The 14,540-nt window shown below is 49.3% G+C and carries 15 protein-coding genes; 3 read left to right on the top strand and 12 right to left on the bottom strand.

Annotated elements, in window-relative coordinates; all coding sequences use genetic code 11:
- The first annotated feature begins 351 nt into the window (after positions 1-351).
- Both Q365_RS0100260 and Q365_RS0100255 read left to right on the top strand, forming a co-directional pair.
- The gene (locus Q365_RS0100260) at positions 352-1,893 is read left to right on the top strand and encodes a DUF1800 domain-containing protein (RefSeq protein WP_051563685.1); all 1,542 of its coding nucleotides are present in this window, start codon (positions 352-354) and stop codon (positions 1,891-1,893) included.
- Positions 1,890-3,203, top strand: coding sequence for a DUF1501 domain-containing protein (locus Q365_RS0100255; protein ID WP_028021451.1), 1,314 nt, complete (start codon positions 1,890-1,892; stop codon positions 3,201-3,203). The genes Q365_RS0100260 and Q365_RS0100255 overlap by 4 nt, the downstream gene beginning before the upstream one ends.
- Positions 3,204-3,370: 167 nt before the next feature.
- Here Q365_RS0100255 and Q365_RS0100250 read toward each other — a convergent pair whose 3' ends face one another.
- The 12 genes from Q365_RS0100250 to Q365_RS0100195 all read right to left on the bottom strand — a co-directional run bounded on the left by Q365_RS0100250 (position 3,371) and on the right by Q365_RS0100195 (position 12,770).
- Positions 3,371-3,754, bottom strand: coding sequence for a DUF2541 family protein (locus Q365_RS0100250; RefSeq protein ID WP_028021450.1), 384 nt, complete (start codon positions 3,752-3,754; stop codon positions 3,371-3,373).
- A gap of 194 nt (positions 3,755-3,948) precedes the next feature.
- Positions 3,949-4,413, bottom strand: coding sequence for an ASCH domain-containing protein (locus tag Q365_RS0100245; protein ID WP_028021449.1), 465 nt, complete (start codon positions 4,411-4,413; stop codon positions 3,949-3,951).
- Between the two features lie 31 nt (positions 4,414-4,444).
- Positions 4,445-4,834 (bottom strand): hypothetical protein, encoded by a 390-nt coding sequence (locus Q365_RS0100240; RefSeq protein WP_028021448.1) that lies wholly within the window; start codon positions 4,832-4,834, stop codon positions 4,445-4,447.
- Positions 4,835-4,908: 74 nt separating this feature from the next.
- On the bottom strand, positions 4,909-5,493 hold the full coding sequence (locus tag Q365_RS0100235; protein WP_028021447.1) for a hypothetical protein: 585 nt from the start codon (positions 5,491-5,493) through the stop codon (positions 4,909-4,911).
- 41 nt (positions 5,494-5,534) lie between these two features.
- Positions 5,535-6,455, bottom strand: coding sequence for a 5-oxoprolinase subunit C family protein (locus tag Q365_RS0100230; RefSeq protein WP_028021446.1), 921 nt, complete (start codon positions 6,453-6,455; stop codon positions 5,535-5,537).
- A complete protein-coding gene (gene pxpB / locus Q365_RS0100225) occupies positions 6,445-7,140 on the bottom strand; it encodes a 5-oxoprolinase subunit PxpB (protein ID WP_028021445.1) in 696 nt (231 codons plus the stop codon). Before pxpB ends, Q365_RS0100230 begins: the two co-directional genes overlap by 11 nt.
- A complete protein-coding gene (locus tag Q365_RS0100220; protein ID WP_028021444.1) occupies positions 7,127-7,867 on the bottom strand; it encodes a 5-oxoprolinase subunit PxpA in 741 nt (246 codons plus the stop codon). Before Q365_RS0100220 ends, pxpB begins: the two co-directional genes overlap by 14 nt.
- Positions 7,868-7,931: 64 nt before the next feature.
- Positions 7,932-9,242 (bottom strand): TRAP transporter large permease, encoded by a 1,311-nt coding sequence (locus Q365_RS0100215; protein WP_028021443.1) that lies wholly within the window; start codon positions 9,240-9,242, stop codon positions 7,932-7,934.
- Positions 9,242-9,778 carry a TRAP transporter small permease gene (locus Q365_RS0100210; protein ID WP_028021442.1) on the bottom strand — a complete coding sequence of 179 codons (537 nt, stop codon included), beginning with the start codon at positions 9,776-9,778 and terminating at the stop codon, positions 9,242-9,244. Before Q365_RS0100210 ends, Q365_RS0100215 begins: the two co-directional genes overlap by 1 nt.
- A 124-nt stretch (positions 9,779-9,902) precedes the next feature.
- On the bottom strand, positions 9,903-10,883 hold the full coding sequence (locus tag Q365_RS0100205) for a TRAP transporter substrate-binding protein (protein WP_028021441.1): 981 nt from the start codon (positions 10,881-10,883) through the stop codon (positions 9,903-9,905).
- Positions 10,884-10,910: 27 nt separating this feature from the next.
- Positions 10,911-11,738 (bottom strand): putative hydro-lyase, encoded by an 828-nt coding sequence (locus Q365_RS0100200; protein ID WP_035024198.1) that lies wholly within the window; start codon positions 11,736-11,738, stop codon positions 10,911-10,913.
- Positions 11,739-11,879: 141 nt separating this feature from the next.
- Positions 11,880-12,770 (bottom strand): LysR family transcriptional regulator, encoded by an 891-nt coding sequence (locus Q365_RS0100195; protein ID WP_028021439.1) that lies wholly within the window; start codon positions 12,768-12,770, stop codon positions 11,880-11,882.
- Positions 12,771-13,194: 424 nt separating this feature from the next.
- Between Q365_RS0100195 and Q365_RS0100190 the strand changes: the two genes are divergently transcribed.
- The gene (locus tag Q365_RS0100190; RefSeq protein ID WP_028021438.1) at positions 13,195-14,403 is read left to right on the top strand and encodes a NupC/NupG family nucleoside CNT transporter; all 1,209 of its coding nucleotides are present in this window, start codon (positions 13,195-13,197) and stop codon (positions 14,401-14,403) included.
- Positions 14,404-14,540: the final 137 nt, after the last annotated feature.

Raw genomic sequence — 14,540 nt, 5'->3', positions numbered from 1 at the left:
GGCATTATGGCTGTTCGATTCGTTTCTGGCGTGCGTTGGGAGTATTAAATGGCGCTGAATGAGAAAAGGGTGGTGCTGATGGCAGGTAGGATGTCACTTTTTTGGACATACACTGGTCGCACTATTGAGCACTAACTCAAAAAGAATCTCAATGTCTCATAAGTGAGTCATATTCAACCAATGGAATAGGTCAGAATGTGCCCAGTTGAATGCAGCCTTATGTTGTCTCTGATAACAAAATGCGAGTGAGGGGCCTAAAGGATGCCATTTAATCTTGAGGTTCATGGAACGTGAGATCCATGAGTGGGACGAAGACTTCATACCCAACAGGGAATAGCAAAAGGAATTGAAATGGTACACGACATTGAGATGAGCACCGCCCAATCGAATAGATTTCTTCAACGCGCCACCTTTGGACCAAAGGTCGGTGACGTTGACGTATTGATGTCGCAAGGCATTAGAGCGTGGTTCGACGAGCAAGTAGACCGTCCAGTGTCATTGCATCTTCCTCTTGCAATTGAATATACGCCCACTTACGAAGAGAAAAGCCAAGTGACTGAAACTGGTCACTATGGCGCATGGTGGAAGCATGCATTGCATGCAGAAGACCAGCTCAGACAGCGCATGGCCTATGCATTGAGCCAGATCTTTGTTGTGTCAGACAAAGGTGTTGCGGCCCGTCGTGATGTCGTTGTGAACTATTATGACATCCTCGTTAACAATGCTCTGGGCAACTTTCGTACTTTGATGGAAGAGGCTTCGCTAAGCCTTGCAATGGGTTTATACCTAACAATGAAGGACAGCAAGAAAGCCAATCCTGCATTAAATACCTACCCGGATGAAAACTACGCACGTGAAATCATGCAGCTTTTTTCATTGGGCCTTTGGGAACTCAATATTAACGGCACGCCGGTGCTCAATGCGAATGGAAAACGCATTCCCACTTACACACAACGAGATGTATCAGAACTGGCGCGTGTGTTTACTGGTTGGGTGGGTGTTGATCCGTTGAAGCAGATGAGAGCCAAAACGGACAATCATGATTTTGGTGCTAAGGTTGTATTGGGTACGCAATTTGATGAGGGGCAATCAGCGAGGAAAGACATGAGTCTTGCGCTGGATATGTTGTTTGAACATCACAACACTCCGCCTTTTATCTCAACACTGCTTATTAAGCGCTTTGTTACCAGCAACCCACGCCCTGAGTATGTTGAACGTGTGGCGCGCATATTCATCGACAATGGTGAGGGTGTTCGCGGCGACCTAAAAGCCGTGCTGTTTGCGATTCTGACGGATGAAGATGCTGTCAATCAAATCGGTAAAGGTGATAGTGCCATTGAACAGCGCCAGCACTTCGGCAGTGTAAAAGAGCCTATTCTCGCGATGGCGCAAATATCACGTGGCTTGGGTGTCGACACAACAGAAAGCGTATGGCGCGACTTCTTTAGAACGGAAAGAACGTTTGGTCAGGCGCCACTTGCTGCTGCTTCGGTCTTTAACTTTTATACGCCAGATTATGCGCCACGTGGCGAAATCAGCGAGAAGGGCATGACGGCACCGGAGTTTGCCATTATCAACGCGCAAACCTTGCATGATACCCAACAGTACATTTTTGAATTGCTTCTGACGCCACGCGGTGGGTACAACAATTTAACGTGGGACCATTCGGATTACGTTACCGCTGCTTCCGGTAATACTGCCTCAGATAACACTGCACTGGTAGAGCTTATCAGCGACAGATTCTTCTGTAGTGCGATGCGAAACAGTTTGAAAACGCGCTTGGAGCAAGCGCTTGTTGAACACTCGGAACTGCATGTAACAACGAAAGTTAAGTTGTCACTATATACGGCACTCACTTCGCCAGAATTTTTCACGCAGGAGGCGGTAGCATGAAGCTAACAAGACGTAATTTTTTAAAAGGATCAGCAGCGGCCACCGCTTCAGGCCTTGTTAGCACGCCACTTGCGGCATCACCATTGTCACCATCCGATCACAAAGCACTGGTTGTTGTATTCTTGTTTGGTGGAAATGATGCGTTTAACACCATTATTCCTCTCGACAGAAAGTACTACCGAGCTTATCGCCGAGCACGACGCGACCTTAAAATTCCGAAAGAGAACGTGTTGAATACCACACTAAAAGCGGGATCAAGAATTAAGGTCGGCATTAATGATGCGATGCGCCCGCTGATGCCTCACTTTAGACGTGGAGATGCCACCGTTCTTCTCAACTCAGGTCAGCTCATTGAGCCAACCCGCATCCAAGGTATTGAGAACAACACCGTGGAGCTTCCTGAGTTTTTGATGGCACATAACCTTCAACAAGATATGTGGCAAACCGGCACATCTAACTTTGGTTCTGAGCTTGGTTGGGCGGGCAGAATGCTTGATCGTTTCACTAATACATCTGCGGCGCCTTCGCTGTTTTCACTCTTCGGAGAGAACAAGCTGATGCGCGGGGAGTCTGTACGACAAAGCGTGCTAAAGCCAGAAGGTGTCGGTACCTACCCTAGTTGGGGGCAGCTTGATGGCGCGAGCGATGGTTATTTCGGGCACTTTATGGAGGAGGGATACGAAAATCTTTACTCTCGTCAGTATGCGAAAACCATGCGAGATGGCGTGCTTGAGAATAACTTCCTGAATACGGCGTTGACTGATTTCCCCGCGAGTGGAAACCTTCCAGAGTCTCGATTGGGTCAGCAACTCGGGATGGTAGAACGCTTAATCCAAGCTCGTGAAGCGCTGGGCCAAAATCGACAGGTGTTCTTTGTTGGTATGGGTGGGTTTGATACGCACCATGACCAAGCGTCAGTCCACCCTGTGCTATTACAAGAGTTGGCGGAATCGCTCTCTGCTTTCCAGAACTCACTAAATGATAAAGGGTTATCAGATTCGGTCACCACAATCACAATGTCTGAGTTTGGTCGTCGCGCACAAGCAAACGAAACCGGCACCGATCATGGATGGGGCGGACATCAGATTGTTCTGGGTGGCTCGGTCAATGGTGACCGTGCTTACGGTAGGTTCCCATCACTGCGTCCAAATTCATCTCTGAACTACGAAAACGGTCGTATCATTCCTACGATGGCAGCAGACAGAGTGAATGCGAGCCTGTGTCGCTGGTTTGGTTTACCAGAAGACGACATTTTCAAGATGTTCCCGAACACGCGGAACTTCAGTAGGCCGTATGTGGACTTTATCTAAGCATACGCTTCTAGCTTAGTTAGCAATTCAAAGAAAACGGCAAACAGTGTGTTTGCCGTTTTTCATTTGTATTTTTCATGAAACAAGGGGGAGTTGAAGAGTGCTGTGTAAGTGCATCTTCACTTGTCCGCAGCCTTTAATTTCTTCGGGGATGTTATCGCCTAGTCTTACTGGCGTCCGTACACACGAATACCGGCAGACGAGTTCTTCGATTCGCCAAACACTTCTAGCTTTTTCACGCAGCGCTTGTAACCAAATTTACGCCAATCAGTGGTGTCGTCTTCTTTGATGTTGCGATAGAAACTGATGGTTTTGGTTTCGCCATTCTTAAAGGTAACCTTAACTTGCTTAAGATAGGCATCGCGATCGGCTTTTACCTTGATAGCGTTAACGCGACGACAAACCAGCAGAGGAATGTCTGCGCCATGCTTACCGTTTTCGAGCAAGATAGTGCGCCCCAACGTGATTCTTTCTTCGGCTTGGGCAGTGCCTGATAGGGTCAGCAGGCCAATTAAAACGAGGCTAAGAGAAAGCAGCGTTTTCATATTCATGGTTGTTTATCTCGATGTTTGTGTTGGGATATCGGCAGTTGTGCCGAAAGGCGACGCAGTGTAGCGCCAGAATTAAGATAAACAACAATTTTAGGTTAAACCTTTTCGCCGCTGTGTCAGGATTTCGACACACTAATGGGGAGGTTTGGAGGTTTGGAGGTTTGGAGGGCTTATGGGCTACGTTAGCGAGGAGGTTATGAGTAAACTACCTTGAAGCGCTCTAGTATTAGCATCATGTCTTCACAGGGTGTTATACCCAACTCCTCACATTCTAATGAGAAGAACGTCCAATGCGCGTCGCGCCACCAAGCTAAGGTTTTATCGCCTTCGCCCTCTGAAGCAGCGAATTCTTCCGTGACATCTTTAAAGCGACATTCTGATACGGATGTGATTTCGACAATACAAACAGGGTCGCCAGCCCAGTAGGTGACCACTTGCAAGTGCCCAACTGATGGCATGAGTTCACCTTGATGGCGATACCAATAAGCCATGCTACAAGAAGCCCGCTTTTCTCCGCGAAGGATCAAATTTGCACATACGTTGGCATTGTATTCATCAGCGCAGTAATAGTCGGCGCTGAATGACGTGTGTTGTGCTCGGACATCTGCGGGCAATGTGTCGAGGTACTTGTCCAGATATTGTTGGTGCTTGAGTTCCATGATGCGCTCTGTAGTGGATGTGACGCGCCGTTTAACTGGCGTGATGTTGCTGAATGTTGATGGCCTGTTTGTCGAAGATATTTTTCACGCTGGTACGGTTGGCTTTGGCGATCACAATCCATTGTAAACCGGTTTCATCTTTATGTTTGAACTCGACTTGCAGCTCATATTTTCTTGCCGACGACAGCGCCGCCAAAGTACCTGCGATCAAAGCAATGGGCGCGGTGAGCAGTCCGAAAGAGGCAGGACATACTGCCCAAACAACGCTTGTGACAAGGAAGCCAATTGCGATCATTCTAGTCAGGTGATCTTTTAATGTGTTGGTTTTCACTCGTGCATTTTGGATTTTAGATAATGGATAAAGGTCTTGTTTGAAGTAGAGTGTTTCACCGTCAATTTTAAAATCATCTTCCTTGATCAAAACTTTCTCCTTGCGAGTACCTTTAATGATGTTATTTGGTCGATACGCAGCCACTCACTTTGTTAGTGATAGTGTTAGGAGACTAGAAAGTATCGCACCTCGTCTAACACAGGGTCGCTCGGTACGGCCTGAATCACTAAACTGCTTTCACACCATGGGTAAGGTAACTGGCTTAATTCATTGAAGAAATAACTCGTCTGTTGAAATGCGAGGGCTGCCATATGTTCAATCGTGATAGTTAGCTCATCAACGCGCGTATTGGTTTCGCCATGGATTTCGGCACGGGCATTAGTCTCAATATCAGTGTGGAATGTCCAATCGTAGTAACCACAGCCAACCCGTAACAGCCCGCTCTCTTTTTCAGTCATCGCGACAAACCACTTACAAGATAGTGACGATCCTTCTCGTTCAATGGCGTCCGAAAGGCAAAACGTATAAACGTTTTCATAACGCTGATTAAAGTGAGTTACCAACACATTGGAAATCTCCGATGCGCCTGATGTCTTCGATGGGAATGTGATGCTGTCAGTGTTGACTGCCATGGAGAGTGTGGCTGATTCACTAAACACGTGGCTGAGTAAGTGCGGTTTATTGTTGTCTTTGGCCGTGATGTAGAAACTGATTGTAGACAGAAACTGAGAGATGTCAGGGGATTCCATTACCGCATTGTCCTTTTAGATGTAGAGCAGATTTTTGTGTTTTATCCGAAGATCACGCGATTGAATAAACGTCTTTCGACTTCGGCATCAGCAACATCCATCGGCGAAAAGCTCACGGTTTGTCCCGGTCTACGCTGTGATAATTGGCCAGCTCCTAAGCTGCTCAAGCATCCTATTTTCGGGTATCCACCAATGGTTTGACGGTCTTTCATCAGAACAATGGGTTGACCATCATTGGGAATTTGAATCGAACCAAACGCAATGCCTTCTGAAATGATGCCATCGAGGCTGCTTTTAATCGGCGTACCTGATAGGCGATAACCCATGCGATCGATATGTTGGCTCACTTCATAAGCGCTGGTGTAGAAGGTCATTTGCGCATCGTGCGAGAACGCAGCGTTTTGGTAGGCAGGCATGACACCCAGTTCGAGAGGTGCATCGTAGTGAGGAATGGTCCACTTAGGGGCGCGCTGTTCTATCACTTCCGAGCAGGGCGAAAATGGCAACACATCGCCTTGTTTCAATGGCTCACCATTGCCGTGCAAGCCCCCGATCTTCTCGCGTTTCACCGTTGCGCAGCTGCCGAGCTTGGCGACACAGTCAAAGCCGTTTTTCACGGCCAAATAAGCACGTAAACCTTGAATCGGCGTATCGAATGCAATGATGTCACCTTGCTTAACGCCATAGGTACACCAGTTGCGAACGGGCTTGTCGTTAATGCGCGCTGACAGGTCTGCACCAGTAATGGCAATGCTTGTGGCGGCGTTGACCTTGAGTGTTAACTGCCCAAAGGTGATTTCAAGTTGATTGGTGTCGGGTGCATTGCCGAGCAAGCGGTTTGCCCAATAGAAAGCATGCTCGTCCATCGGGCCACCAGAGGTGATTCCCAAATGTTGAAAGCCGTGGCGTCCGCTGTCTTGAAGCAGGGTTAACATTCCCGGACTAATAACTTCAAAGCTCATCGAACACTCCGCCTAGTTTGATGTATGTTTCTTTGTCGATGGGGCAAAACTTCACGCGATTTCCTACGTTAACGCGCGCTAATGTTTCGCTATCCCAATCCAACATGTTGAGAGGTGTGCGCCCGATGATCTGCCAACCGCCTGGCGTGCTGCTGGGATATATTGCGGTTTGGCTGTCGGCAAGCCCCACGCTGCCCGTCGGCACTTTTAAGCGAGGCGTTGATTTTCGAGGCATCACAATCGCGTCATCCACGCTGCCCAGATACGCGAAGCCGGGGCTAAAGCCAATGGCGTAGACGCGGTATTCTCGTTCGCTGTGCAATGAGATCACTGTGTTTGTATCCAGACCGGTTTTCGCGCACACGTCTGCCATGTCCAGCGCAACGTCGTTCCCGTAATAAACGGGAATTTCGACCAGCACCTTGTCGCTGTGATTGGTTTCCGCTTCCGCGCTGGTAGAAAGCGCGAATTTGATGCGTTTGATGATATCGAAGCGATCGGTCTTACTCAGGTCGAAGCTCACCAGTATCGAGTTATAAGACGGAATGATGTCGGTGATCACTGCGCCCAACGCTTGTCGAATCTGGAAGATGGCATGATTGACGTTGGCCGCGACGGCTTCGTCAATCTTGTCGCCGAAGTACACAATCAATGTTTGTTCATTGACTGCCTCAATTCTGACCATTTTTCCTCCACAAACTCAGCGCTTGTGCGACTGCCGAAGCATGAGGGCCATCGCCATGAATGCATAGCGTGTCAGCGTCGACCTTCAATATTTTTCCGCTCAGCGTCGTGACCGTACCTTGTTCGGTGATCTGTTGAACTTGGCGTAAAATCGCCTCGGCGCTACCGTGAACCGCCCCTTCAATACGGCGATCAACCAAGAAGCCAGCATCGTCATAAGCGCGGTCGGAAAAGGCTTCAAACAGCAGTTCAATTCCGATTTCTTCGGCTAATCGATTCAGAGGGTCTCGATGTGGAACCGCCATCACGACCAATGGACAACCGGGCGCGGTGGCTTTCACTGCTTGCATGACGGTACATAATACCTTCTCGTCTTTCATCATGGTGTTGTATAACGCGCCATGGGGTTTAACGTAGTCAACAATGGCGCGTTGTTGGCGACAGATGCCTTTGAGCGCGCCAATTTGATAGCCCAACCATGCGTAGAGTTCTTCTTCGGAGCAATCGAATTTACGTCGCCCGAAACCGAGTAAATCAGGGTAGCTGGGGTGCGCGCCAATCGACACGCCATGCTCGAGTGCGAGTGTCACGGTTTTTTGCATGATCACGGGATCTGAGGCATGAAAGCCACACGCGATGCTCGCCATGTCGATGCAAGGCATGACGTCCGCGTCGTTGCCCATGGTCCACGCACCAAAGCTTTCACCCATATCGCAATTTAATTTCATGTTGAATGAATCCTCCATCCACTTGTTTTTTGTCACTGTGTGGTGCTGTGTCTGTCCGTTTGCATTACCGCTGACTCATGGTGGTCGGCAAGTAGGTCACAATGTCTGGGAATACGCTAATCAACACTAACCCCAATAAGATCAGCATGAAAAACGGAAAAGCAGCCCGTGCGACATACAGTATGTTTTTGCCCGTGAGTGCCTGAATAACAAACAGATTAAAACCAACGGGTGGGGTGATTTGTGACAGCTCCACCACAAGAACGATAAAGATACCGAACCAAAGCAAATCGATGCCCGCTTGCTGCACCATCGGCATGACAACCGCCACGGTAAGTACCACCACGGAAATGCCATCCAAGAAGCAACCCAGCACCACAAACAAGATGGTGAGGTAAAGCAGTAGCTCAAACGGAGACAGTGACATCGCCGCAATCCACTCTGCCAAAGCACGAGGAATACCCAGAAAGCCCATCGCCAATGTCAGGAAGTGAGCGCCCACCAGAATGAAGCCAATCATGCAGGCACTTTTCACTGCGCCGAGCAGGCTATCAATGAAGCTTTTGCGTGTGAGAGAACCGGTTAGGGCGGCCAATACCATAGCGCCAAATACACCTAAAGCCGCCGCTTCGGTTGGTGTGGTAAACCCGCCGTAAATCGAGCCCAGCACGAAGCCAATCAGAAGGACGATAGGCATGAGCTTTTTCAGCGACTTGAAGCGTACTGACCAAGAAATGTCTTCGCTGCTGTGTTGCGGAACGCCGTCTTTGTTGAACATTGCCCAAATCGTGGTGTAACCCACAAACAGCAACATCAGCATGATGCCTGGCAATGCGCCTGCGATAAACAAACGGCCAATAGACACTTCAGCTGCCACGCCATACACGATCAAAATGATAGAAGGGGGGATCAACAGCCCCAAGGTGCCAGAACCTGCCAATGTGCCAATGGCCATGCGTTCGCTATAACCCTGCGCTTTTAGCTCAGGCAGCGTCATGCGTCCAATGGTGGCGGCTGTTGCCGCTGATGAGCCAGAAACAGCGGCGAAAATGCCACAGCTAAGCACGTTCACGTGCAGCAATTTACCGGGAAGGCCACTTAACCAAGGCGCTAGACCTTTAAAGAGATCTTCCGACAGACGGGTTCGAAACAGTAATTCCCCCATCCAGATAAACATCGGCAGTGCTGTGAGTGACCAACTGGTGCTTGCGCCCCAGCTAGAAGAAGCAAAGAGCAATCCAATTTGTTCGTTTCCGGTCAGGTAAAGACCAATCACGCCAACGCCGATGAGTGATAGTGACACCCATAAACCCGCAGCGAGAAACAGAAGAAGGCTAAGTGCCAAGATAAAGGAAATCAGAGCCATGTCAGTCATTACATGCCCTCCTTGTCGTTGCCAAGGTCGAGAGTTACCTCTTCACCTTCAAGCACTTTGTAATGAGGCGTAATGCCGCGAATGTTTTCGATAAGGCTATCAAGTACCGCGAGGTTGAACGCAATCATGCCCAACGCGACAGGAACTTGCGGGATCCAAAGCGGGATCGGTATGTAGCCGTGCGTGACTTCTTCAAAATCGTGCGATTCCCACACCATGTAAGTGCAGTAATAGCTGGCGAAGCACAGCAACAAAAATGCGAGCGCCAAGACGACAGTTTCCAATGGACGTTGCCATTGTTCGGGTAGTCGCTGAATGGCGAGATTGACGCGAATATGGCCGCCTTCATGAAAGGTATAAGCCAAGCCGAAGAAGGTGGAGGCTGCCAATGCGTAACCTGAGAAGTCTTCTGCTGATGGCACGATAAAGCCAAGCAAACGACCGATAATTTGGGCGAGGATGATCAGCATGATCACCACGATGAAGAAACCGGACAAGCCGCCCGACAGCATGTATAAGGCTTGCTTAACGCGCATAGTCTTAACCTTTTTTGGAACCGTCCTGATTGGCCTTCGAGCTAGTCGATAAGCAGGCAAGGCCATGATTGGTTAGAGCACCCTCCCCAGTCCATTCGGGGAGGGGAATATCAATAGTGAGTGATTACTTACTACGATAAGCCTCTAAAACAGGCGTCAGAGTTTGTGGAGATTCTGCTTCCCATTCGTTGGTCATGGTGACACCAATGGCTTGCAGTTCTTTTAACAGTTGCTCAGAAGGTTGAGAAACCACAATGCCGTTATCAGCAAGGGTTTTGGTGTCTTTCGCTTCTTGCGCTGTGACTTCGTCCCAACCGCGAGCTTCTGCGGTCGCTGCCGCATCCAAAATGGCTTTCTGTGAGGCTTTGTCTAAGCGTTTGAACGCGCGCTTGTTAATCACGACGACGTTTTTCGGGATCCACGCTTTGATTTCGTTGAAGTGGCTTAGGTAATCCCATGCTTGACCGTTTGCGCCTGTTGATGGCGACGTGATCATTGCATCGATAATGCCTGTGCTGAATGCTTGAGGAATATCAGGCACTTGCACTGTGGTTGGCGTGGTATTCATCAGATCCGCTAAGCGAGATGTTGATGGGCTGTAGGCGCGCATTTTGGTGCCTTTTATGTCTGCCAGCGAGTTAACCGGTGCTTTGGTGTAAAGGCTTTGTGCAGGCCATGGCACGGTGTACAGCAGCATCATGCCTTCTTTGCTTAGTTGCTTTTCAATCTCAGGCTTTGAGGCTTCCCACAGGGCGCGAGCTTGCTCGTAATTGGTGGCGAGGAAAGGAATGTTGTCATGCTTAAAAATCGGGTCAGTGTTACCCATGATGCCAATAAACACTTCACCCAATTGCACCTGACCAGTTCGCACGGCGCGAGGGATTTCAGGGTGCTTCATCAAAGACGCACCAGAGTGGACTTTGATGTCTACTTCGCCATTGGTGGATGCTTTCACGTTTTCAGCAAAATCATAGGCAATTTTGGTGGGCAGGTTTGCATCACCATAAGGGGTTGGCATATGCCACTGGGCAGCAAAAGTGGTAGGCATCATTAATGCCGAGAATGACACAACCGCAGCGGGTAGTAGGGTTTTCAACAACTTCATTGGAAGTCTCCTTTTCACATGTGTTCGTTAAAAAATAGAAAGTGTGTCGTTACTTACATCCGTCACAATCATCTTCCCTGGTGCGTGAGTGATGGCAATGGGTGGGCAGGCATTGGCAATAGCGAGTTGAGGCGTTACGCCACATGCCCAAAAAACAGGAATTTCATCATCATTGATGGGCACTGCATCACCAAAATCTGGCTGAGAGAGATCGTGGATGCCAATCATTTCGGGATAACCAATATGAACGGGTGCGCCGTGAGATTTGGGGTAGCGAGAGGTGATCTGTATCGCCCGAATGGCGTCCGCCGGTTTGAATGGGCGCATGGAAACCACCATATTGCCGCTGAAATACTGGCTAGGGTTCATTTCAATGTTGGTGCGATACATGGAGACATTGGCGTTGCAATCAATATTGCGAAGCGAAAGGCCAGCGCGCATTAATGGGTCTTCAAAGGAAAACGAGCAGCCCAGCACAAACGTCACCATGTCGGTGCGCCATAAATCGCTGATATCGTGTGTTTCTTTGGAAAGCTCACCGTGACGAAAAACGCGGTATTCCGGTACATCTGAACGAATATCAATGTCTTCGCCCAAGGTATCTAAAATCGGCTTTCCGGGCGCTGACACGGCTAACAATGGACAGGCGACAGGGTTTTGTTGGCAGAACATCAAAAAATCATCTGCCCAGCTTTTGGGCAGTATCACGACATTGCCTTGAGCAAGGCCGGGCGCAAATCCGCTGGTGGAACCTGTGAATTGTCCACTTCTCGCCAACTGGCGTATTTCACGCGCTTGGGTGAGTGCTGCTTCGTGATGATTGGTAATAATCGACGTATTCTGTCCTGCGTTCATTGGGGCTGTCATCCTGTTACCCTGCATGTCATGCGTGTTAACTAAATGTTGCAGCTTAGTGTCATCTCGTCCAATTATAGTTTTTTACCCTTTCCGATAAATTATTTTAATCAGGACTGTGAACTCGCCTGTGAGCCCGTGCTAGTTTTGAGAATGTGCTTCAGCCACGTCCATCGCCAACTTCGCCGCCTCTTCCGACGCTCCATTGAATGGGGCACGAAGATACGAAGCCGTAAAGCCCAGTGGTGAAGGTGCCCACTCGCAAGAAACAGCGCGTAATCGACCACTTTGTATCTCGGGATCCGCAATGGTGGCGGGAAGCGTTGCCACGCCTAAACCATCAACGGTCATTCGCAAACATGCAGATAAAGAGCTCGATGTAAAAAAGCGCACGCTGGCGGCGTCGGCGTGATCAAAATGCTGTTTGATTTCCCCAAAAGGCTGGGTGTTTCTGGCATATGTGATGATTGGCCATTGCGCCAGATCAGCCACGGTTAAGGTATGATCGGGGAGGGCGATTTCGGGGCTAGCAACCCACTGCAACGGATAGCGACACAAGGGCAAATTGGTGACAGACGGTTCAGAAACAGGCCCCATCAGAAAGGCCAAATCCAACGTTCGGTCGAGCAAATCATGGCGAAGGTTAGAGGTCACATCGACGGTAATATCGATGTCCAAACGAGGAAATTTATCGTTGAAACGGCGGAGGAATTCCGTCAACCAGGTGTGTACCACGGTTTCAGAAATACCGAGACGCAGTGTGCCGGTAAATAGGGCGGTATTTTCGGCACGTTTTTGGAATTGTTCTGCAGACATCAGCATTTTTTCAGCAAAAGGCAGTAATTCACGTCCTTTTGTTGTGAGTGAAATCGGTGATGCGTCGCGGTCGAAAAGGGTCACGCCCAGCTCTTTTTCTAAGCTGGCAATACGAGATGAAATGGCCGGTTGCGTGGTGAATTGCTGCTCGGCGGCTTTACGAAAACTGCGAAGAGTAGCAACAATAACAAAGGTTTCAATACGCTTTAGGTTCATAGTGACTGCTGGTTACTGTGAGTTATTCTTAAGATAGACCCTAGTGCGAGATCCTTTGGGATGCGATCCGCACTGTATGGTTTGCATCACACACAATGCGGATTGCCATTGGCTTTGCGCCCGTAAACCCCTTGAATCTGTGATGCAGATCCCGCTATACTCCTCGCCCGACTAGAGCGGTCACTGTTTTCTTAAAAGCAGCGGCACAAGTCAGCTTTACATTCGACTGCAACATGGACACCCGCCCCACGGAACAGGGCCCAGCGTAACTGTGAGCTTTAATTGGTGTTAAAACGCCGCTTCGTGGACGGGAAACTCTTTTTGCAGCAATGCTTTGTATTGCTACACGCCTAATTTGTATGACCTGTTGTACGTTTGCAGCCCAAACGCCTTAAATCCCCAGATACAACTGCAAGGTTATACAATGCAAATTCTATCAAGTTTGGTCGGTATTCTGGCCCTATTGGCCTGCGCCTACGCGCTTTCTGAAAATCGCAGAAGCATCAATTGGCGAACCGTCATTGGCGCGTTTGGTCTTCAAGCCGCGCTCGCCGCGCTTGTTCTTTATGTTCCTGTTGGACAGTCGATACTGGGTGCAATGAGCTCGGGAGTGGCTTCACTGCTCTCATTTGCCGATCAAGGCATTGGCTTTGTTTTCGGTGGTTTGGCAACGGGCGATTTCGTGTTCGCCATCCGTGTTCTTCCTCTTATTATTTTCCTTTCTTCATTAATTTCATTGCTTTATTACCTCGGCGTGATGCAGTGGGTAATTAAGATTATCGGCGGTGGTATTCAAAAGCTACTCGGCACAAGCCGAGCAGAATCGTTAGTCGCGACCAGCAATATTTTCCTGTCTCAAGGTGAATCGCCGCTTGTTGTGCGTCCGTTTTTAAACAGCATGACACGCTCAGAACTGTTTGCAGTGATGGTCGGTGGCATGGCATCTGTTGCGGGTTCCGTGTTAGGCGGTTACGCGGCAATGGGTGTGGATCTGAAGTACCTGATTGCGGCGAGTTTCATGGCCGCTCCCGGTGGCCTACTGATGGCGAAGATGTTGATCCCTGAGCGTGAAACGCCGTCGGATCAAGAAGACATCTCGCTCACCAAAAGCGAAGATGCCAACGCCATCGATGCACTGGCTTCTGGCGCAATGAACGGCGTTAAAGTAGCGGTGGCTGTGGGTACGATGCTTATCGCGTTTGTTAGCGTGATTGCCATGGTCAACGCAGGCTTTGAAATGGTGGGTGATTGGTTTGGTGTTGAAGCACTTACGCTGCAATCTATTTTTGGCTACATGTTCTCGCCACTCGCGTTTGTGATTGGTGTGCCAATGAGCGAAGCCCTGACCGTTGGCTCACTGATCGGTCAGAAGGTCATTCTGAATGAGTTCGTGGCCTACCTTGATTTCGCCAACGTGAAAGAGGCGCTATCAGCGCACAGCCAAATCATCGTCACGTTTGCCTTGTGTGGTTTTGCCAACATCGGTTCGATTGCCATTCAATTGGGTTCGATTGGCGCAATGGCACCAGAGCGCCGTCACGACGTTGCCACCATGGGCTTGCGTGCGGTGTTAGCGGCTACATTGGCTAACTTGATGAGCGCAGCGTTGGCGGGGTTGTTCATCGCACTCTAGAGCGCGACGCGCTGCCAAAGACAAGGGACGATTATCGTCCCTTTTTTTGTTCCTTGAAACTGTCACCGACGCCTCATTGTCATCTCTGAACTGGGGCTTTTCTCGCCTATCAGCGTCTATTTTCCTTGCTAAGCACA

Origin of the sequence: Enterovibrio calviensis DSM 14347 (assembly GCF_000621165.1) — a bacterium.
Taxonomy (GTDB): domain Bacteria; phylum Pseudomonadota; class Gammaproteobacteria; order Enterobacterales; family Vibrionaceae; genus Enterovibrio; species Enterovibrio calviensis.
Note: the sequence above shows the minus strand (reverse complement) of the source record. Positions and strands in the feature narration are given on the sequence as shown.

Excerpts from the sequence above, each read along its gene's own strand:
- Q365_RS0100260 (WP_051563685.1), top strand. The coding sequence starts at position 352 with ATGGTACACGACATTGAGATGAGCACCGCCCAATCGAATAGATTTCTT.
- Q365_RS0100255 (WP_028021451.1), top strand. The coding sequence starts at position 1,890 with ATGAAGCTAACAAGACGTAATTTTTTAAAAGGATCAGCAGCGGCCACC.
- Q365_RS0100250 (WP_028021450.1), bottom strand. The coding sequence starts at position 3,754 with ATGAATATGAAAACGCTGCTTTCTCTTAGCCTCGTTTTAATTGGCCTG.
- Q365_RS0100245 (WP_028021449.1), bottom strand. The coding sequence starts at position 4,413 with ATGGAACTCAAGCACCAACAATATCTGGACAAGTACCTCGACACATTG.
- Q365_RS0100235 (WP_028021447.1), bottom strand. The coding sequence starts at position 5,493 with ATGGAATCCCCTGACATCTCTCAGTTTCTGTCTACAATCAGTTTCTAC.
- Q365_RS0100230 (WP_028021446.1), bottom strand. The coding sequence starts at position 6,455 with ATGAGCTTTGAAGTTATTAGTCCGGGAATGTTAACCCTGCTTCAAGAC.
- pxpB (WP_028021445.1), bottom strand. The coding sequence starts at position 7,140 with ATGGTCAGAATTGAGGCAGTCAATGAACAAACATTGATTGTGTACTTC.
- Q365_RS0100220 (WP_028021444.1), bottom strand. The coding sequence starts at position 7,867 with ATGAAATTAAATTGCGATATGGGTGAAAGCTTTGGTGCGTGGACCATG.
- Q365_RS0100215 (WP_028021443.1), bottom strand. The coding sequence starts at position 9,242 with ATGACTGACATGGCTCTGATTTCCTTTATCTTGGCACTTAGCCTTCTT.
- Q365_RS0100210 (WP_028021442.1), bottom strand. The coding sequence starts at position 9,778 with ATGCGCGTTAAGCAAGCCTTATACATGCTGTCGGGCGGCTTGTCCGGT.
- Q365_RS0100205 (WP_028021441.1), bottom strand. The coding sequence starts at position 10,883 with ATGAAGTTGTTGAAAACCCTACTACCCGCTGCGGTTGTGTCATTCTCG.
- Q365_RS0100200 (WP_035024198.1), bottom strand. The coding sequence starts at position 11,738 with ATGAACGCAGGACAGAATACGTCGATTATTACCAATCATCACGAAGCA.
- Q365_RS0100195 (WP_028021439.1), bottom strand. The coding sequence starts at position 12,770 with ATGAACCTAAAGCGTATTGAAACCTTTGTTATTGTTGCTACTCTTCGC.
- Q365_RS0100190 (WP_028021438.1), top strand. The coding sequence starts at position 13,195 with ATGCAAATTCTATCAAGTTTGGTCGGTATTCTGGCCCTATTGGCCTGC.